This is a genomic window from Clostridium sp. CM039, assembly GCF_055081075.1.
The window spans coordinates 2,702,894-2,722,537 of sequence record NZ_CM143649.1; the positions used below are offsets into that span (position 1 = coordinate 2,702,894).

General features: G+C 31.4%; 18 protein-coding genes. 5 read left to right on the plus strand and 13 right to left on the minus strand.

Annotation, left to right across the window (positions count from 1 at the left end):
• The first annotated feature begins 113 nt into the window (after positions 1–113).
• Genes ACWJJ2_RS12570 through ACWJJ2_RS12580 form a run of 3 tightly spaced genes read left to right on the plus strand, consistent with a single transcriptional unit; the run spans position 114 to position 1,471 of the window.
• The gene (locus tag ACWJJ2_RS12570; RefSeq protein WP_462953358.1) at positions 114–686 is read left to right on the plus strand and encodes an RNA polymerase sigma factor; all 573 of its coding nucleotides are present in this window, start codon (positions 114–116) and stop codon (positions 684–686) included.
• The gene (locus ACWJJ2_RS12575; protein WP_462953359.1) at positions 676–981 is read left to right on the plus strand and encodes a hypothetical protein; all 306 of its coding nucleotides are present in this window, start codon (positions 676–678) and stop codon (positions 979–981) included. The genes ACWJJ2_RS12570 and ACWJJ2_RS12575 overlap by 11 nt, the downstream gene beginning before the upstream one ends.
• Before the next feature lie 13 nt (positions 982–994).
• The gene (locus tag ACWJJ2_RS12580) at positions 995–1,471 is read left to right on the plus strand and encodes a zinc ribbon domain-containing protein (protein WP_462953360.1); all 477 of its coding nucleotides are present in this window, start codon (positions 995–997) and stop codon (positions 1,469–1,471) included.
• A 123-nt stretch (positions 1,472–1,594) separates the two neighbouring features.
• Here the strand turns inward: ACWJJ2_RS12580 and ACWJJ2_RS12585 are convergent, their stop codons facing one another.
• The 8 genes from ACWJJ2_RS12585 to ACWJJ2_RS12620 form a co-directional block, all read right to left on the minus strand.
• Positions 1,595–2,623, minus strand: coding sequence for a DUF4179 domain-containing protein (locus tag ACWJJ2_RS12585; RefSeq protein WP_462953361.1), 1,029 nt, complete (start codon positions 2,621–2,623; stop codon positions 1,595–1,597).
• On the minus strand, positions 2,613–3,182 hold the full coding sequence (locus ACWJJ2_RS12590; protein WP_462953362.1) for a sigma-70 family RNA polymerase sigma factor: 570 nt from the start codon (positions 3,180–3,182) through the stop codon (positions 2,613–2,615). The genes ACWJJ2_RS12585 and ACWJJ2_RS12590 overlap by 11 nt, the downstream gene beginning before the upstream one ends.
• Before the next feature lie 271 nt (positions 3,183–3,453).
• Positions 3,454–3,675, minus strand: coding sequence for a YdbC family protein (locus ACWJJ2_RS12595; RefSeq protein WP_216304148.1), 222 nt, complete (start codon positions 3,673–3,675; stop codon positions 3,454–3,456).
• Positions 3,676–3,790: 115 nt separating this feature from the next.
• Positions 3,791–5,179: a sensor histidine kinase gene (locus ACWJJ2_RS12600; protein ID WP_462953363.1), complete on the minus strand. Its 1,389-nt coding sequence runs from the start codon at positions 5,177–5,179 to the stop codon at positions 3,791–3,793.
• 4 nt (positions 5,180–5,183) lie between these two features.
• The gene (locus ACWJJ2_RS12605) at positions 5,184–5,870 is read right to left on the minus strand and encodes a response regulator transcription factor (RefSeq protein ID WP_462953364.1); all 687 of its coding nucleotides are present in this window, start codon (positions 5,868–5,870) and stop codon (positions 5,184–5,186) included.
• Between the two features lie 15 nt (positions 5,871–5,885).
• A complete protein-coding gene (locus ACWJJ2_RS12610; RefSeq protein WP_462953365.1) occupies positions 5,886–6,644 on the minus strand; it encodes an ABC transporter ATP-binding protein in 759 nt (252 codons plus the stop codon).
• A 30-nt stretch (positions 6,645–6,674) separates the two neighbouring features.
• On the minus strand, positions 6,675–8,942 hold the full coding sequence (locus ACWJJ2_RS12615) for an ABC transporter permease (RefSeq protein WP_462953366.1): 2,268 nt from the start codon (positions 8,940–8,942) through the stop codon (positions 6,675–6,677).
• Positions 8,943–9,231: 289 nt separating this feature from the next.
• On the minus strand, positions 9,232–11,394 hold the full coding sequence (locus ACWJJ2_RS12620; RefSeq protein ID WP_462953367.1) for a DNA topoisomerase III: 2,163 nt from the start codon (positions 11,392–11,394) through the stop codon (positions 9,232–9,234).
• A gap of 243 nt (positions 11,395–11,637) precedes the next feature.
• Here ACWJJ2_RS12620 and ACWJJ2_RS12625 point away from each other — a divergent pair, with 243 nt between their 5' ends.
• Positions 11,638–12,429, plus strand: coding sequence for a 3'-5' exonuclease (locus ACWJJ2_RS12625; RefSeq protein ID WP_216304161.1), 792 nt, complete (start codon positions 11,638–11,640; stop codon positions 12,427–12,429).
• 66 nt (positions 12,430–12,495) lie between these two features.
• Here the strand turns inward: ACWJJ2_RS12625 and ltrA are convergent, their stop codons facing one another.
• The 3 genes from ltrA to ACWJJ2_RS12640 form a co-directional block, all read right to left on the minus strand.
• Positions 12,496–13,905 (minus strand): group II intron reverse transcriptase/maturase, encoded by a 1,410-nt coding sequence (gene ltrA, locus ACWJJ2_RS12630; RefSeq protein ID WP_462952630.1) that lies wholly within the window; start codon positions 13,903–13,905, stop codon positions 12,496–12,498.
• A gap of 514 nt (positions 13,906–14,419) precedes the next feature.
• A complete protein-coding gene (locus ACWJJ2_RS12635; protein ID WP_253198201.1) occupies positions 14,420–14,866 on the minus strand; it encodes a hypothetical protein in 447 nt (148 codons plus the stop codon).
• A 561-nt stretch (positions 14,867–15,427) separates the two neighbouring features.
• Positions 15,428–17,068 carry a family 14 glycosylhydrolase gene (locus tag ACWJJ2_RS12640; RefSeq protein WP_216303339.1) on the minus strand — a complete coding sequence of 547 codons (1,641 nt, stop codon included), beginning with the start codon at positions 17,066–17,068 and terminating at the stop codon, positions 15,428–15,430.
• A gap of 398 nt (positions 17,069–17,466) precedes the next feature.
• Between ACWJJ2_RS12640 and ACWJJ2_RS12645 the strand changes: the two genes are divergently transcribed.
• Positions 17,467–17,787 (plus strand): DUF1540 domain-containing protein, encoded by a 321-nt coding sequence (locus ACWJJ2_RS12645; protein WP_216303338.1) that lies wholly within the window; start codon positions 17,467–17,469, stop codon positions 17,785–17,787.
• A gap of 57 nt (positions 17,788–17,844) precedes the next feature.
• Here the strand turns inward: ACWJJ2_RS12645 and ACWJJ2_RS12650 are convergent, their stop codons facing one another.
• Both ACWJJ2_RS12650 and ACWJJ2_RS12655 read right to left on the minus strand, forming a co-directional pair.
• The gene (locus tag ACWJJ2_RS12650; protein ID WP_216303337.1) at positions 17,845–18,525 is read right to left on the minus strand and encodes a pseudouridine synthase; all 681 of its coding nucleotides are present in this window, start codon (positions 18,523–18,525) and stop codon (positions 17,845–17,847) included.
• Positions 18,526–18,637: 112 nt separating this feature from the next.
• Complete coding sequence (locus tag ACWJJ2_RS12655; RefSeq protein WP_220320331.1) at positions 18,638–19,642, minus strand: isocitrate/isopropylmalate dehydrogenase family protein; 1,005 nt, start codon at positions 19,640–19,642, stop codon at positions 18,638–18,640.
• Positions 19,643–19,644 lie beyond the last annotated feature (2 nt).

Here is a 19,644-nt window from a genome sequence, read left to right on the forward strand (position 1 = left end):
GTGTAAAATATATTTTATAATATTATTTCCTACGCTAACGAAGGTTGATTCTAAATTATTAAATGAACCTTTTATATTTTCACGCGTAGTAAATAGTGAAAGGGGGCAAGGTTTTGGATGATAAGTTTATTTGGATAACTTTTGATACTGATAGAAATCAAGCGCTTGCACTATTTATAGAAAAATATAAAATTCCTCTCTATAAGTTCTGTATACATTTGCATAAAAACAGTACTAGTGCTGAAGATCTATTTCAAGATACTTGGATAAAAGCTTTTAAATATATGGATGACTTTAACAGAATTAAGAATTTTAAACCTTGGCTCTTTACAATTGCTATTAATCTATATAAAGATAATTATAGAAAAGTAAAACGGTGGGTTTCAAAATCTATAGATTTTTTTGATATTAACGAGAAAAACATTGTAATGGAAAATATAAAGTCAACTACCTTTCTTCCTGAGGAGTCTTATGATAATAACCAAAATAAGCAACAGTTACGAAATAGTGTGAATAATTTAAAAGATGAATTTAGAATGGTAATAATACTATTTTATTACAACGAATTAAAGCAAAAAGAAATTTCAGAAATTCTTAAAATACCTGAAGGAACTGTAAAATCCAGATTAAATAAAGCTAAAAAGTTATTAAAAGAATATATGGAGGATAATAACTATGGAAGATAAACATTTAGAAGAGCTTCTCTTTGAACTAGGTAATGAAGATATTAATCTTCCTAAAAATTTAGTTCAAAATACTAAAGAAAAAATAAGTAACATACACTTTTTGCCCATTGTTTGTATGTCAGTTTTTTTTAATATTATTTCACTTATAAGTTTAATTATTATTGTATATTTCAAATTTAATTTTAAAGGAATTATAGGTCTATATATTTTATACAGTTTAATTTCAAGCTTATCAATATTACCTCTAATACTTTTTAAAGAACAGATCAGGCTAAAATTTTCAACTATTATTTAAAGGAGAGATTAAAATGAAAAATTCAAAAAAAATATTTTTTATCCTTATAACAATACTTTCCCTACTCTTTTTATCTTTTATTATTTTCATATCTTTTGCTATAGCCTCAGACTATAGACATGGGCACACAAATATCTCTGGAATAGTTCCACCTCTCATAATACTACCTTTAATACTTTTATTAATCTTTGGAGTAATTTATTTAATTGGTCATTTTGTATTTATGGATTCAAAGAAAAGGGGTATGGACCCTTGGCTTTGGACAATGGTGGCACTATTTGTTCCAAACCTTATAGGTTTAATAATCTATCTAGTCGTAAGGAATTCCTACACTAAAAAAATCTGCAAAAGCTGTGGAAATCCTGTAGATGACCACTTTATGAATTGTCCCCTCTGTGGATTTAAGCTTAAAGATAATTGTAGCTCTTGTGGATTCCCAGTAGAACCTGAGTGGAATATTTGTCCCAAGTGTGCCTCTAAATTAAAGTAGGGTAAAATCACTTTATTAATTAAATATAAGAAAAAAAGATAATACAGTGTGTATTATCTTTTTTCATTATATTTAATATTTCCGCCATGGGCTTCTACAATATACTTGCATATATATTCATCATTATTTTAATTGTGATAAATCTATTATAAATTTATCTCCTACTTGTTTATATTCACCATCCATCCTACCGCTTTTATCTGGATATTTAGCTGCATAGGGGGTAAGTGTTAATGTTTTTGCATTTTTATTAAGATTTCCATCTATATTTTCTATTTTAAATAATGCTTCCTCTTTCTCTGAGTGAGATAAGTAAAATTCAACTTCATTACCCAAATCATCAAATCCTTTCAAATTCACATCATATGCTGATTTTGTTGTAAAGTTGGATATTGAAGCATAAATTTTTTGACCTACGGCATTATTTGTATACTTTTTTAGAGTGTATTCTTCGCCGTTTGGAAGTGAAAACTTCTTATTAAGTAATATTTCCTTGGTATTTGCTTTTAACTCACTACCACTGGTCTTAAATTTAAAGACCCAAGAACCCTTGGTTTTCTTATCATTCAAATTCATAGCATGAGATGAGATTTTTATATTTAAATCTCCACTTAAATCTACTTTACCTAAATCATAAGTAATAACCGATTGTGTAGTATAGTCATTAATATTAAAAGCTCCTCCCCCACTTCCTCCATTTACGCTTTTTCCATTCACATAAATCTCGTTGGAATCAAGCCAGGATTGATCTTTTCCTAACTTTTTATTAGAACTTATATTATAAGAAACATTCAGTTCATTTCCATCCAATATTACTTCATTTAATTTAACTGTTACTCCATTATCAGTTATAGTTTTATTTACAACGGTGTTATATTCATCCAACTTCTCTTGTATTCCTAAAAAAGCACCTATATTACTGCTAAACGTTGATAATCCTGATACTTGAACATTACTTCCAAGCATTCCAACAGTTAATGCTACAACTGCCACCGCTGCCACTATTTTTCTATTGTAGAATTTCTTTTTATTAATTGATTTTTTAAAATTATTCTTTATGTTTTTCTCTTCTATTTCATTAAATTTTTCTTTTTTATAATCATCTAAATTTATGTCTGCTTCATTTAACATAGTGTATATATTATTTTTCATATTTAATACCTCCACTTTCGCTAATTTTAAGCATACTTTTTATCTTTTTCTTCCCTCTAGATAATCTATTGTAAATAACTTCTCTCTTAATACCTGTTTCTTTGCTTATATCATCCATTTCTTTCTCCTCAACATATAGCTTATAAAACAAGTTCTTATCCTTCTCTTTTAAGCAATTTAAAATATCATTAATATCATCCTCTACTTCATTTTTAATAATATCTTCATGAGTGGTATCTGGAATGCCTAGTTCTAATTCATCTATATTTTCATGTCCTAACGTTTTTAGATACTTTCTCTTATAGTCGATGCATTTAAATTTAGCTATTCCAGCTACCCAATTTTTAAATTCATTTTTACTTTTATCAAAACTACCAATGTTATTCCAAATTCCGAGAAGTATATCATTAATACATTCTCCTTGAACACTCTGCAAATTGTAAAGTTGTTTTTTTACAATACATTTAATAATCCATCCATAGTTTTCTATAACATAGTCGAGCGCCCTTTCATTCTTATTTATTAACTGAATAACAAAATTTTCTTCTTGGATTTTCATTTTAAACCTTCTTTCTAAAGCAAGCTTGCATAGAGTATATCGCCCTACACTTAATACTTCGCTTATTAAATTAGGATATCTATCAATAATTTAAATAAATTATACTTTTTATAGAATTAATATTGTATTAAAGTAGGATAAATAACTTTCTATAGGAGCTTTTCCTTTTATTATTTCACTAAAAAAAATGGATAAAGAAATGTTAATTTTAATTAACACATTCTTTTATCCATTTTCATTTTAAGAAGTCAATATCCCCATAGTAATATTCTTATATTTCCATACTATTCAAAATATCTTTAAGTTTCTTTAAATCTTCTACAGATAAAGTAATCCCCTTACCCATCTTCTTATGCTCGCAATCCCAATCTCTAATATCATATTTAGGATCTTTATCATTCCAAGAGACAAGGTTTAGTTCCTTTGTCCATCCCTTTGCTGACTCGGAAATCACCCCTGATTTTTCTTTTATTTCAAATTTAATTTCTGCCATTTAAAATCCCTCCAATAATAGTTTTTTTATTTATTCGAAAATCTATTTCTCAAAATCGTCGCAAAGTTTACTTACTATTTTCTCATAAATATAAAAATAAGCACACAAGGGATGTTTATATATCAATAGTAAATATAAATTCTGCCCCAGCTACTTGGTTATTCTTACATTTAATGTTTCCGCCATGGGCTTCTACAATATATTTGCATATTGATAATCCGAGTCCAGAACCCGGGATGCTCATACTTCTAGATTTTTCTGCTCTATAGAATTTATTAAAAACATAGGTCATATCTCCTAAACTAATACCACTTCCATTGTCCATTACAGAAAAAGCTATCTTATTTTCAGTTTCAAGATAAAAAACAGTAATTTTTATCTTGCCATTTTCATGATTAGTATATTTTATACTATTCTCTATAAGGTTGTAAATTACCTGTGTTATACGGCTTTTATCCATAGAAACCATTACATTTGCAGCATTGCACTGATATTCAAAGGTAAGTCCATAATGTTCCACTAAAAGCTTTAATTCTAATATTACCTTTTTTAAATATATATCCAAATAACATTCACTTTTTACAATTTTCAGTTCATTCAATTCCGCATTTGAATGTTCTGACAAATCGTTAACCATTTTAGTAATTACCTCAGATTTTCGAATAATAACTTCAACATATTTTTTGCGTTTTTCTTCAGTGTTTGAAATGCCATCTCGCATGCCTTCACTATACGCTTTAATTGTCGATATAGGTGTTTTCAAATCATGAGAAATGCAGGAAATAAGTTCCTTTTGGGACCTTTTTAATTCCTTTTCTTTTTCTCTCTTTTCCTTTAATTGATCTCGCATTAATTCGAACCCATATGTTAATTCAGCCACTTCATTCTGTAGCAATCTATTGCCTCTTGCGCGTGCTACTGGAATGTCATAATTACCTTCAATAATTGCTTTTGAGGACTGGTTTATTTCAAGCAGTGGATCTAAGACATGGTATTTCATATAAATATTTATGGCAATTAGTATAAGTAGCACAAGGATAATTCCACAAATAATTGGAGCAAATAAATAGAACAAGTTTTCTATTTCTGTACGCTTTAATATCTGCTGTCTTGGTATAGTAAACACAGCAAATTTGTCTACCTTTTTCCCACTTAACAAAACAAAGGAAACTTTAATTTGTTTGTTATTCTTTTCATAAAAACTTTTATCAGTTTGGAGAACCTCTTTAAGATTTATAAATCCCCCTTGTTTATAATCATTTTTGTCACTGGTATAAACAACTATTCCAGCTAAATCAAACACTGTATAAGAAAACTCACCTTGTTTATATCGTTTTGATTCTAGTTCATTGACTTGACTGGCTACTAGAATTCTGGACTTATTATAAAGAATTTCCTCTTTATTATTTGAATATCTTATCATGGACATTAATGTGGATATTACCAAAATGAGCACTATAAAAAAATGTAACCCTATTTGTTGCTTGAAAATTCTATTTTTCATAATTTTATACAGATAACTTGTATCCTACTCCCCATACTGTTTTGATATAACAAAGTTCAAAATCATTCAACTTTTCTCGAATTCTTTTTATATAAACTGCCACACTACTAATATCACCAAATTCATTCATACCCCAAACCTCTTGGTATATTTGCTGCTTTGAAAATACTTGGTTTACATGCCTTGCAAAAAAATATAAGACTTCAAATTCTTTTGTGGTAAAATCTATGATTTTTCCATCTATACTTGCCTCATAGCTTTCCTTACTAATTCTAATCTTACCAATATTAATAATTACAGAAGGAGCTTTCGATTGTTCGAGCTCTTTATACCTTCTTAAATGGGCTTTTACTCTTGCCACAAGTTCCAACGGACTAAAGGGCTTTGTGACATAATCATCTGCTCCAATTCCAAGGGAAATCACTTTATCCATCTCTCCACTTTTAGCAGATACCATTATTATAGGTATATTAGAATTATTTCGAATTTGCTTACAAACCTCCATACCATTTACTTTAGGGAGCATAATATCAAGAAGTACAAGTTCTGGTTTTTTGGATTTAAAAAGTTTTAATCCTTCCTCGCCATCAAATGAAATGAATATTTTAAAACCTTCTATTTCTAGATAATCGCGTAATATTTCAGCCAACTCTTTCTCATCTTCAATAATTAAAATCGTTTTTTGCTCCATAATATCTCCTATTTTTTACCATCCTCTTTGTTTTAAAAATTCATAAACTATTTTTTCTCTTTCATCAGCTGTCTCTTTTTTATATTCATCTAATTTTAAATCTCCATCAAAATAGCCATCTTTTAAGAATATAATTCGAGTGCCTCGAAGCGCGGCCTTTAAGTCATGGGTAACCATAACAACTGCTTGACCTCCCTTATGAATATCAGAAAAAATATCTAGTACATTTTCTCCTTGAGCTGAGTTAAGTGCACCTGTAGGTTCATCGGCAAATAATAGTTCAGGCTCATTTATAAGCGCTCTGCAAATTGCCGCCCTCTGACTTTGTCCACCAGATAATTGACTGGGGAATTTTTTTTTGTGATCTGTTAACTCCATTTTCTCTAATAACTCATCAATTTTTTTATCAATGTCAAATTTCTTTTTATTAGTTTTATAGGTCGGACTTACAATATTCTCATAAATGGTTAGATCAGGAATAAGGTTAATCCCTTGAAATACAAATCCGATTTTGTTTCTTCGTAAATCAGCCATTTCACTTTCCTTATAATTTGTAATATTTTCATCACCTATAAATACCTCTCCACTAGTTGCTCCATCCATACCGCTTAACAGATAAAGCAAAGTGGATTTACCAGAGCCGGAACTTCCCATAACTACTGTAAAGTCTTCTTTATTTATCTCAAGATTTAAGTTTTTGATTACGTTATTTTCTTCACCATCACTTAAAAAACTTTTGCACAATAAGCTTGTTTTAATTATAACATTATCCATAAAATTCTACCTCACTATTTTTTTATTTTTTTATTCTTGCCCGAGCTCTGTTAGGTGATTACTAAATAATCCAGTTGATGATAATACAGCGCTTAGTAAGAACACAAACAATATCACAATATTTCCTATAACCATAGTTGCAACATTATAAGTCACCAGATATTGTTCAAATCCAAACATAGATGTGGATAGAACCATAGTTTTAGGAAACGCTACAATAAAGATTGGGACAGTTACTAAAATCGATATTAGTGCAATAATTCCAATGTAATATAAATTTGTTAACAATAAATGTTTTCCGGAATAACCAATTGATTTGAAAATATTATGTTTCTTTCGGTCTTTTATATTTTTTAAATATACTATGCAGAAAAGATTGAGTGCTCCGATAATCATAACCAATACCATAAATGGCCCAATTGCTAATTTTTGAGGCCCACATATCATATCCATAATATTGCTGTATTTATTTGATCGATCTATAATTTTCAAATTATCTTTCATCATAGTATTATATTTCTTTATAAACTTATTTTTATCTACATTCTTACTTAGATAAATTGAGGCTTCATTGTAAGAAAGCTTTACTCCATTTTTTTCGAAGGTAGAGCCTAATAATCTACAGATTCTACCAAGTTCATAGTACCCTTGGCTAGTTCCTACAACAAGAAGGCTTACTTTTTTATCTGCGGTTAAATAAATATCCACATAATCGCCTACATCTTTTTTCATTTCCTTTGCAATTAAATTACCTAATACGATTTCATCACTGTGTATTGGATTGCGCCCTTTCACCACTGGCATATCAATATTTTTATAAGTCTCATACACCATGCTTCCAATAGTGGGATCACCCATTCCTTTTGCCCATTTTACCATAACGTCTTTTTCTGGAGTTGTTTTAATAACACGTTTAACAGCTGGGTCTGTTAATAAAATGTGGCAATTATCATCAAATTTTACTTGATTGGTGGCAACTGCTGCAACATCAAATTTATCAAAACCAATCCAATAATAATTATCGTCCTTCATTGTATCTAATAAAGAAAAGGATGCTAAAGCAAAATTTACACAATAAACAGAAATCACACAAGTGAGAATAATATAGCAAGTGTTCTTTTTATCTCTTTGCATATTTCTAACTGCTATTCCTAGTGGAGAAAAACTTAATTTTTCTGTAAAGGGATGATTTTTTGTTTTACGAGTGCCAAACTGATTTTCTCTTCCATTTAGCACAATAACCGGTTTTATATCTTTCAATTTATTTATTACTAAATAAACTTGAAGTAATACAAAGCCATTGATTAAGAAAAAACATATTGATGCAGGAAACCATATACTAGCATGATTAGTTTCACCAATATTAGCAAAGATTTGCTTAGTAAATTTACTTGAAATAAATGAAGAACAAATGATTCCTAGAACACTTCCGCTTGCTACAATAAAGAAATATAGTTCCATATAAATTCTCATAATAGATTTTGATGAATAACCAATGGTTTTATAAATAGCTATAGTTTTGCTATCTTGAATTAGAGCATTTTTAATCATATAGCGAATCATCATGCTACTTACTAAAAGCACAAGAATGCTTGCTGCCAGCAATATACCGCCTAAAATCTTCTCTGATATAGCACTGTTACTCATACTATCTTCTATTGTCATGGCTCTTCCTTCTAATACGCCATGATTTTTCACGCGGTATTCGCTAATAATATCTTTTCCAGTAATACTCTTATCGCTAAACACTGCTATGACCTTTGAAGTTTCTAACTCTTCTGGAATTTCACTCACAAGAAATTCACAATTAAATGCTAAAGATATAGAGTATGGATCTGCATAAATGGCTGCTACTTTGTAAGTATAATTTCTACTGCCACTCCATAAAACAATTTTTCCGCCAACCTTTATATTATATTCATTTGAGAGTGCAGCTGGAATAAAGCACTCTCCTTCCTTAGGCACATCAACTTTATTGCTAATAGATCTTATCTTCCCATATACACTTCTCTCATATTTGGTTAAACTTGCAAATGTTTCCACATTTTCACCTTTATAAGATATTTTTTCTGTTATCCAATGTCTGTTAATTAATACTGTTTTTGATACAGAGTCTAATCCTTCTATTCTTTTGGATAACTCACCGATTTCTTTTTCTCCTTTTTCAAGAGGAAATACTTTTACTTTCGGAGATTGGCACTCTTTTTGGAGATCTTCAAAGGGTTTTTGTAATGATGATATCATCATTATAGAACTTGACATTAGCATGGTACAAATTAATATGATAAAAAAAATCATAATGCTCTGCATTTTTCGTTGTCTTAATTTTTTAACCCACATACCTTACAATCGTCCTTTCTTTTATTATTAATATTATTAATGAATAACTTATTTATCATCATAAGATTATCATACAATTTAATTATTAAATAAAAATAGGATAATTATGAATAATTATGAATAAAATCACCATTAAATATCCTTAGCCTTTTAATTAAGCTTAATCAATAATTAAGCGCGCTTGAGATATATTTCGAGAATAAAAAAACACAACGCATAAAAATCTTATACATTGTGTTTTTCCTTACTATTTTAAATTAAACTTAGCAAAAGCCTCAGCCATAGCAGAATTGCCAGTTGGTTCATCTTTCTTATTCTGCTGATTCAAAAATCTACTGACATCTTTTTTGTTTAAAGCACTTTTTTCTGAGTCGCGACGTTTGTTAAAGGCTGAAAGTTTTTCTCTATATCCACAGCCACAAACAAATATCTTATTGTCTCCATCTCCTCTAATCTCCATTTTCTTATGGCAAGTAGGACAACGTGCATTAGAAACTTGTGAAACTCCTTTACGATATCCACATTCCCTATCTGGACATACTAGCATCTTTCCCCTTTTGCCGTTAACTTCAAGAAGATACTTACTACACTCAGGACATTTCATTCTTGTGGCGTTGTCATGTTTATATATTTCGCCAGAAGCTGCAACATTCTTCACAAGCTTCACTGCATATTCCCTCATATCTTTTACGAAATTCATGGAATTAGCTTTTCCTTTACTTATAAGTTGAAGCTGTTTTTCCCACTTAGCCGTAAGCTCTGGGGATTTTAATTCCTGCGGAACTAAACCTATTAGCTGTATTCCTTTTGAGGTTGGGAATATATCTTTGCCTCTTCTCTCCATATAAAAGATGTTAAATAATTTTTCAATAACATCTGCTCTCGTAGCAGGCGTCCCAAGTCCCGAAGTATTATCCAATGCTTCTCTTAGACTTTCATCCTGGATATCTTTTCCTGGATGCTCCATAGCTGTAAGCAGCGTTGCTTCATTATATCTAGCTGGTGGCTTAGTTTTTTCATTTTCCAATTTAACTAAAGTAAGTTTAACTTCTTCACCTTTATTAATTGGTGGAAGTGACTGATCTTTGTCTTCTCCACCCTCAGAACTACTTATTTCTTTCCAGCCCTTTGACTTAACTATTTTTCCTTTTGCAGAAAAAGTCTCACCCTTAACATTTATTTTCACAGTAGTTTGCTCATACTCAAAAGGTTGACTTAGAACCTCTAAAAATCTTTTTACAACTAAGTCATAAATGCTTCTTTCTTCTTTGTTAAGGCTTGATAAATCTACATGTTGCTCTGTTGGAATTATAGCATGATGATCTGATACCTTGCTATTATCCACAAGTCTACTTGTAGTATGTATCCTTCCTTTTATTATACTTCTAGCAGCTTTCTCATATGGTCCTATAGCAATGCTCTTTAATCTGTCGAGAAGCGTTGCTACAATATCTGTGGTAATATGTCTAGAGTCTGTTCTTGGATAAGATAATATCTTATGATTTTCATATAATCTCTGCATTATATTAAGAGTTTGCTTTGCAGAATATCCAAATTTTCTATTTGCATCCCTTTGAAGCTCCGTTAAATCATATGCAAGTGGAGGGAGCTCTTTTTTAGATGCTTTATTTAACTCGGAAACGGTTCCCATTTGATTATTTACCTTATTAGCTATATCTTCTGCCTTTTGCTTGTCAAATGTACGTGCTTCACCATTTTTACTAGACCAATGAACTGTAAAATTATTTACCTTTCCATTTACTGTCCAGTAATCCTTTGGAATGAATCTCTTAATTTCGTTTTCTCTTTCAACAATAAGTGCCAAAGTTGGTGTTTGAACTCTTCCTGCAGACAATTGAGCGTTATATTTACAAGTTAATGCTCTTGTAACATTAAGCCCTATTAGCCAATCTGCTTCTGCTCTTGATTGCGCTGCCCAAAATAGGTTTTCATAATCTTTTCCAGGTTTAAGATTCGCAAATCCATCCTTTATTGCTTTTTCAGTTTGAGAAGAAATCCACAACCTTTTAATTGGCTTTCTAAATCCTGCTTTTTGAATAATCCAACGTGCTACTAGTTCTCCTTCACGTCCCGAATCTGTAGCAATAATAAGCTCATCTACATCAGTTCTTTTTAGGAGTTCATGTACAATCTTATATTGCTTTGAAGTTTCCTTAATAACTACCAGTTTTAAGTCCTTTGGCAGCATAGGAAGATCTTCCATTTTCCAACTTTTATATTTTTGATCATAATCCTCCGGACCAGCTAGTGTAACAAGATGTCCGAGTGCCCAAGTTACAATATACTTTTGTCCCATTAAATACCCATTTCCACCTTGAGTGCAATTTAAAACTTTCGCTAGTTCACGGCCTACAGAGGGTTTCTCTGCAAGCACCAATATTTTTCCCATATATAAAACTTCCTCTCTTATATATCACGTGTAGCATACGCTGCACGGATTGATTTCACTTATTTTATTAAAATATGATATAGCAACTATACTCATTATAAACTACTTTATATACAACATTCAATTTTTTGCAGCTAAAACTGTAATAGTGCAGGTGTTTTTTACTAAAGAAAATGATATACTACATGATATAGTAATATATCACTATGCACTATAATATTAAATAAGTTTAGAGGTAATTACATGAATTATATAATATTTGACTTAGAGTTTAATCAAGGCTACAATTACACAAAAGATACTACGAACATAACAAATCCTAAATGTCCTTTCGAAATAATTCAGATAGGTGCCATAAAACTAAATGATAATTTTGAAACGATTGGGACTCTAGATGTATTAATAAAACCGGAAATATATACTATCATCAATCCCTTTGTAAAAGAACTTACCGGAATAACAATGGATGAATTAGATAAAGGCAAACCTTTTAAAGAACTGTATAAAGAACTTTCAGAGTTTATAAACGCTGACTCAAGCATATTGTGTGTATGGGGAGTCGCTGATATAAAAGAATTATTTCGAAATATAGAATATCATGAATTAGATACCTTGATTGTACCCACAAAATACATAAACATTCAGTCCTACGCTTCTAAAGAGCTTAATTGTCAAAAAGGAATTAACATTGGGCTAGGTAATGCAGCAGAGCTATTAGGCATACCTATTGAAAGTAAGTTTCATAATGCTTATAATGATGCATTCTATACAGCTGAAGTTTTCAAGAAAATTTATAGCAGTGAAATTAAATCTAGGATATATAATCCTCATAAAAACACAAGGGTAACTAGACCCGCTGCTGAAAGTTACAAACTTGACACTTGTAATTTAATGAAACAATTCGAAAAAATGTTCAAAAGGGAAATGACCGAGGAAGAAAAGTCTATAATTAATTTAGCTTATATTATGGGAAAAACAAATCAATTTCAAGTTGTTTCTGACCCAATATCAAAAAATCGAGTAGGAGCTAAATAATTAATTTATTTAGCGACCTCTCACACCACCGTGCATACCGTTCGGTACACGGCGGTTCAATAGAAATTAATGTTTTAATAAATATGTCTCAGATATAGAAACTAATCCTATATTTTTAAGGTATTTATTGGTCAATGTTTTGTTTAATATAGGGCTATTGGATGTTCTCCAATAGCCTTTCCTTGTATTTGCATATTGCAAAGCTTTATTGTTTGGTATTCCTAATTTAACAAGGTTCCCATATTTTGTTTTAATCTTTTTCCATTGTTTCCAAAAACACATTCTAATTCTTCGCCTTAACCATTCATCAAGTGTTTTAAGAATACTTTTAATGTCTGCAATAGCAAAATAATTTATCCATCCAACTATCACTTGCTTAAGTTTCATAAACCTATATTTCATGCTCATCGCATTACTTCTTGAAGTTAATTCTTTTAGCTTTGCTTTGAATTTGATTATAGGTTTTTGAGGAACTCTCATTCTGTATTCACCTTTTGCTCGGTAAAATGAAAATCCTAAAAATTTAAGTTTCCAAGGTCTATCTACTGTACTCTTTTCTTTATTCACTCTAAGCTTTAACTTTTCCTCAATAAATCTCGTAATACTCTTCATTACTCTATTTGCTGATTTCTCACTTTTGACGTATATATTCGCATCATCAGCATATCTACAAAAGTTTAGTCCTCGTTTTGTTAGTTCTACATCGAGTTCATGTAACATTACGTTACTTAATAATGGGGACAAAGGCCCGCCTTGAGGTGCTCCTTCTTCTGTATTCATAAATACCCCATTTATCATCACTCCACTTTGTAGATACTTTCGTATCAGAGAAATTACTCTACTATCTTTAATATCTTCCGATAGTATCCTTATTAATTTATCATGATTTATCGTATCAAAGTATTTAGAAAGGTCTATATTCACCGTCCATGTATGTCCAGCATTAATATATCCCCTACATTTTTCAACAGCTTGTTTTCCACTTCTTAAAGGTCTAAAACCGTAACTATTATCAGAAAATTTCTTTTCATATATTGGTATTAGAGTTTGTGATATCGCTTGTTGAATAACTCTATCTAATACAGTAGGTATTCCAAGTAGCCTAATTCCACCGTCAGGTTTTGGTATTTCTACCCTTCTTACGGCTAGAGGTCTATATCTACTTTCTAATAATGATTGCCTTAATTCTTGTCCATGCTCTTTTAGATAATGTAGAAGTTCATCTACTGTCAAACCATCAATCCCATGACTTCCTTTATTGGCTTTTACTCTTTTATATGCTTTATTCATATTATCTCTCGATAATATCTGCTCGAGTAAACCATTATCATATTCATTCACATCGTTTCTTCCTTCTTCTGACATAGAGGAAATACTATGCACTTCTACATTACCTTCGAGTTCCACTCTATTCTCTCGTAGAGAGCCTTCTTTATGAAGTTGTCTGCTTTTATCATATTTTCTCGTATCCTTCAAAATTCCAAACCTCCTATTGTTCAGTCCTTCCCACGCTAACGCGTTTTGCATGGTACTATGACGTCTGCTGACTTCTGATAGTTCAGCCATACATCACTGTATGGGTTGTTATTTCTAAATTCATATCCACAACTTACCTATCAGATCTCCCCGGGTAAGAACGCAATCTTTCACTCCATCTATCTGCTACATTTACACCACTTGTTTCGAATAGTTTTGGGCTTCGTTTTGTATTGCAAACTTACCCACAAGCATATGCCTTATATGTAGTTTCTGTTCGTCAGACCGGAGTTTGGCCGCCAACTTCCTTCAGATTCCATCTCACGATGGACACCCTTGTCTTAAGCTATGCACTTGGCACTATTAACCCGTGCTAGGGACTTTCACCCATTAGATTGCGCCCATGCCGGGCGCACAATAAAAGCAGTATAGAATTATCTTCTATACTGCTTTACAATGCTTATTAAATCATCTCCTGCGGAGCTGGATTAATGACTTTCCTTCTAAACTGTCATTAAACTTCTGTTTCTTCAGTTGGTTTATCAAATTCTAACTCAACTTTTTTGTTTTCTAAATTAGCTTTTCTATTATCTAATGTATTAAGATTTATAGGATGAGTAACCATATCTTCAGTTGTACTCATTATAAATCTATTCAAATAAATTTTTCCTTCAGGAGTGTTTGCTACAGCATAAGGTTCTGTATCTTTCTTAAAGAGAACCCATGTATAACTATTATTAACCACTCTGCTTAAATCTTCTTTATCGATTATAGTCCTAGATTTTTCTTTACCATATCTATCTCTTAATATTATAGCAACAGTTTCTTCATCTAATTCTTCATAATCGTTAATTGTATTTTGATTATATACTTCTAAGTTGCATTTTCTATTATCTAGAGTGTCTCCATTGATATGTCTTACAGGTGCTTTTGGATGAACATCTAATATGAATGACTGCAAACTCTGTTTTCTTCTATATTTCTTTTCTTCGATATAATAACTGCCTAGATTCTGCGCTAAGAAATTATTAAAATCTTTATTCCACTCTGCAAACCAACGACCTTTTTCTAATACCTTTTGTAAATCTTCAGTATCTATTTTACAATCAATAGTTGTTCCATCTTTTTTAACTATTTTTAAAAATGTAATATTTTCTAGCGTCTGATATTTGTTTGATTTAATTTCTACTTTAGTAGTTTCTTTTTTATTTTCATTTTCGTTTTTTATGATAGGACACCTCTTTCTTCTATTTAGGCATCTTCAAAAAAATAACCAGTCAGCACGCTAGTCTATTTTTTTCATATGCCTTGTAAGGGATTTAAAATTATATATAACTTTAATATTTCCCTAATTTTTTAATAACAATTCAATTTTCTCTAGAACACACATGTTTATTTTTCTACATTATTTTAATTATATCATATTTATCAGAGTAGTGGCTCTTAATTTTACGATAAACTTAAACTTTTTTTTAAAACTGCCAATATACGTGCAAAAAAATTATAATGGTATTTTTTCTAGCTACCAGTTCCAGGTATAGGAACCTCCCCTTGTAGGAACAGTATAAGATTGACTGTTGCCACCTCCCCAGGTTACGTTTCCATCACCATCTTTCATAATTGCTTTAAATTGATAGTCACGGCCTTCACCAAGATATGTGGTTCCTGTATACCTTCCATTGCTATTAGTAAGTGGCAAAGGATATACGCCTGTAGTCCAGTTAGATAATTCCCATCTACTCCCTGATAAGTATACATTTTGACCACTGCCTGGATTAACGTTGTTCACTGTAAAAGTTACAGGAACTGGCTTCATAACTAAAGTATCTGCAAAGGGAGCCATTTCAGAAGTAGCTGTTCCATTGCGGTTAACAACATTTGCAAATCTCAAAAGTGTAAATCCAGAGAAATTATAATTAAATAGCATTTCAGCAGCATTTTGATACGCTTGATTATTATTAGAAATAGCTAGTGCATTCTCTCCAAAGTGTCTTATACCTTTCGATGTAGCCAAATTGGCAACATTTATAACGAGACTTTTAGGAGCTGAATAGCTTGGACTAACATATGCGTTTGAATCATCCATCTCAAGACATGTAAATGTTAAATCTACATTTGATGTCTTAAACTGGTCGAGTAAAGTACTATACTTATAATAACCTGCACCGTACTCCGCAGCATGTGGCATAGTAGGACTATTCATTAGCCAGTGTATACCTGCTATTTTTGCTCCTATTCTAACATCAAAAACTGAATCAAAACTGTTATGCGCTATAGCCGTTATATTCGACAAGTGTTTTGCAAGTACACTTTGATACCAAGTTAAAAAGTCATTACCATAAGTTAACTTATAACCCTTTTCAAAAAAATTATCCCCATCTGTTGGAGGCATAATTTGTGTAAAGCTTGTTAGACTTGCATTCCATGCACTATTAACTGCCGAAATAGTGCCGTATTTAGTTTTCATCGTATTTTGAAAATCTGTTTTTGCTGTTGTGCTGTAGCATTGTAGAGATCCACGACCTGGATATGACCAACCTAATGATGGATTGTAAGAAGGAAATCTTAATTCACCTGATGGACCACCAGAAAGGTAAACTTTAGCTATAATATCTTTATAGCTGCTGAAGTTTTCAGCAAAAGACACATAAAGTTCATTGTACTGTTTATCTGTACCAGACCACCATGGACTAAGAGATTCCTTATCATAATTTCCTTTTTCATCCTTAAACTGCATATTCTCAGCACTATCTTTATTCCATAACCATGTAGGTAAAGGTATATTTACTGAATTCCCCACAGAACCACCGCATTGGTGAGTGGACATAATAGGCACCCACTTTAATCCTGCAGCACGAACAGTATCTGCATAAGTCTTGTAGTAACTCCAGTCAAACTGATTGTCACCCGCACTTTCAACATCTCCCCACCACACATCTGTGGTAAGGGCATAGACTCCATTGTTCTTAATGGTTATTAATTGATTTTTGAACGCATTCCAATCTGTTACTTTTTCCAATGGAGCCATTACAAATGACTTGTAGTCAGATTGTATAGTTGATGCATACGTTTTAAATGAAAAAGATAGCATTAAATTAAGAGCTATCACTAAAGATAAAGCAAAGCTACCATATCTTTTTAATGTTTTATTAACATACCTCATAAATTCTCCCCCTTCATATTTTTTGATAATGTTAACACTATCTGTTTATTTATATAACTCCTTGCAATAGCAAGGGGTTAAGCTAACTTATACTGAAGTCAAAGGGGTCCATCAATACCTATTGCACTCGTTTTCATGATAAAATACAAGCGACAATAGATATATATTCCCTATAATTTAATAAACGATATACTTTGAATAATATGTATATCGTTACATTTTCTTACTTAATTCTAATTATATATGAAAATACAACAATATTCAATCGAAAATATGTTTTACGGCAACATTCTTATAAAAAATCTATCAAATAGAAATTTTAAACAAACCCTATATTATAAATATTTTCTTTTCCTTTTGGTTAAACTTCTTAGTAGATACACTAAGGAGGAGATATAATGTCAAAAATCAATTGTAGCGTTTCAAATTGCTCCCATAATGACAAAAACACATGTTATGCTAACATAATAAATGTTGGTGGAAAAAGTGCTAAAAAAGATTCTGATACTTGTTGTGCTACTTTTTTAGATAGTATTGTCTATAGTTCTCTTACAAATATCATTAATTCCAATAGCAATGGATGCGACGTAATTGCTTGTAATGTATGTACTTGCACCTATAACTCTAATCAGCTCTGTAATGCTAAATCTATAGACGTTAGTGGCGAAAATGTTAATCTCTATTCAGAAACAGATTGTTTGACTTTTAAAACCACCTAATTGAGTTTTTTCATAAAAAACAAAGGGTACCTTAATATTTTTACTAAGGTACCCTTTCTAACTATTCCTTAATTCTATTACCTCTTTCTCTGTTAGGTAACGCCACATGCCAATATCTGTCTCATCAATTTTTATATTAATAATTCGAACTCGTTCTAATCTTACAACTGTATATCCAAAAGTTTTGCTCATTCTGCGAATTTGCTTATTTAGTCCTTGTGTTAAAATAATACGAAAAGTATCATCGCTAACTGCGATAACTTTGCAATGTCTTGTTTTAACTCCACAAATTTGAACACCTTCAGACATTGCTTTGAGAAAAGATTCATCAAAATGCTTATTCACAGTTACTATATACTCTTTCTCATGTTCATTTTCAGATTCTAAAATATTATTTGCCAAATCACCATCATTAGTCATAAGTATTAACCCCTGAGATGCCTTATCTAATCTTCCAACTGGAAATATGTATTCTGGATAGTTCATGAAATTAATTATATTGTTTTCTACTGTTTTTTCTGCAGTACATGTAATCCCGACGGGTTTATTTAGCGCAATATAAATCTTCTCTCTCACTACAATATTCTCATTATCAAGAAGAATGTTATCCTCTTTTTCTACCCACTGCCCGGTGGTGCAAAGCTTCCCATTTACCATTATCCTTTTTTCATCTATAAGCCTATTAACATCAGTTCTTGAGCAAATACCATAATTGCTAAGCAGTTTATTTATTCTCATAATAAATCTTTATCCTTTCACTAGTCATCTAAACTACTTTAATCTCTTTGTATCATTATACCAAATATAACTCATGAGCAAGTTGCTCATGAGTTATTTGTTGTTAATTATTTTATTTCCCCATTTTTCCAATGATCGCTTCAGCGAACTCGCGAGTCCCAGTATTTCCACCTAAATCACAAGTTAAATGTTTGCCTTCTTTTAAAACATCATCCACAGCTTTCTCTATTTTATTTGCCGCTTCTACTTCTCCTATAAATCTTAGCATCATAACACCTGATAGAATACACGCAGTAGGATTTGCTAAGTTTAAGCCAGCTATATCTGGAGCAGATCCATGAGCTGGCTCAAAAACCGCACCTTCTTCTCCAATATTTGCACCTGGAACTAGTCCTAGCCCACCAATTAACCCCGCTGCCATATCTGATAATATATCTCCGTATAGGTTAGGCATTACAAGCACATCATATTTTTCTGGGTTCATTACAAGCTTCATGCTCATCGCATCTACTATAACATCTCCAAAGCCTATATCTTTGTGCATGGTCGCTATGTTTCTTGCACATCTTAAGAACAATCCATCGGAAAGTTTCATAATGTTTGCTTTATGAACAGCTATTACTTGTTTTCTATTCTGCTCTTTTGCCAATTTAAAAGCATATTCTACTATTCTATCACTAGCTTTCTTGCTTATTACCTTTATGCTCTCAGCAATATCCTCTGTAATCATATGTTCTATTCCTGCATATAAATCTTCACTGTTTTCTCTTACTATTATTAGATCTACATCTTCAAACCTTGATGGAACCCCCTCATGTGTTTTTATAGGCCTTATATTAGCATAAAGATTTAATTCCTGTCTTAATGTAACATTAACACTTTTAAACCCCTTACCAATCGGTGTAGTTACAGGCCCTTTAAGTGCAACTTTATTCTTTTTAATGCTTTCTAAAACGTAGGAAGGCATAGGAGTATTAAATTCCTCTATAACCGCGGCTCCCATACGCACCGTTTCCCAATTAATTGTGACTCCACTTTTTTCTATTACTTTAACTGCAGCAGAAGTTACTTCCGGCCCAATTCCATCACCAGGTATAAGTGTAATATTATGTTCCATAC

What these genes read in the sequence shown, in the direction of transcription:
- ACWJJ2_RS12575 (WP_462953359.1), top strand. Translation starts at nt 676, where the DNA reads ATGGAAGATAAACATTTAGAAGAGCTTCTCTTTGAACTAGGTAATGAA.
- ACWJJ2_RS12580 (WP_462953360.1), top strand. Translation starts at nt 995, where the DNA reads ATGAAAAATTCAAAAAAAATATTTTTTATCCTTATAACAATACTTTCC.
- ACWJJ2_RS12585 (WP_462953361.1), bottom strand. Translation starts at nt 2,623, where the DNA reads ATGAAAAATAATATATACACTATGTTAAATGAAGCAGACATAAATTTA.
- ACWJJ2_RS12590 (WP_462953362.1), bottom strand. Translation starts at nt 3,182, where the DNA reads ATGAAAATCCAAGAAGAAAATTTTGTTATTCAGTTAATAAATAAGAAT.
- ACWJJ2_RS12595 (WP_216304148.1), bottom strand. Translation starts at nt 3,675, where the DNA reads ATGGCAGAAATTAAATTTGAAATAAAAGAAAAATCAGGGGTGATTTCC.
- ACWJJ2_RS12600 (WP_462953363.1), bottom strand. Translation starts at nt 5,179, where the DNA reads ATGAAAAATAGAATTTTCAAGCAACAAATAGGGTTACATTTTTTTATA.
- ACWJJ2_RS12605 (WP_462953364.1), bottom strand. Translation starts at nt 5,870, where the DNA reads ATGGAGCAAAAAACGATTTTAATTATTGAAGATGAGAAAGAGTTGGCT.
- ACWJJ2_RS12610 (WP_462953365.1), bottom strand. Translation starts at nt 6,644, where the DNA reads ATGGATAATGTTATAATTAAAACAAGCTTATTGTGCAAAAGTTTTTTA.
- ACWJJ2_RS12615 (WP_462953366.1), bottom strand. Translation starts at nt 8,942, where the DNA reads ATGATTTTTTTTATCATATTAATTTGTACCATGCTAATGTCAAGTTCT.
- ACWJJ2_RS12620 (WP_462953367.1), bottom strand. Translation starts at nt 11,394, where the DNA reads ATGGGAAAAATATTGGTGCTTGCAGAGAAACCCTCTGTAGGCCGTGAA.
- ACWJJ2_RS12625 (WP_216304161.1), top strand. Translation starts at nt 11,638, where the DNA reads ATGAATTATATAATATTTGACTTAGAGTTTAATCAAGGCTACAATTAC.
- ACWJJ2_RS12640 (WP_216303339.1), bottom strand. Translation starts at nt 17,068, where the DNA reads ATGAGGTATGTTAATAAAACATTAAAAAGATATGGTAGCTTTGCTTTA.
- ACWJJ2_RS12645 (WP_216303338.1), top strand. Translation starts at nt 17,467, where the DNA reads ATGTCAAAAATCAATTGTAGCGTTTCAAATTGCTCCCATAATGACAAA.
- ACWJJ2_RS12650 (WP_216303337.1), bottom strand. Translation starts at nt 18,525, where the DNA reads ATGAGAATAAATAAACTGCTTAGCAATTATGGTATTTGCTCAAGAACT.
- ACWJJ2_RS12655 (WP_220320331.1), bottom strand. Translation starts at nt 19,642, where the DNA reads ATGGAACATAATATTACACTTATACCTGGTGATGGAATTGGGCCGGAA.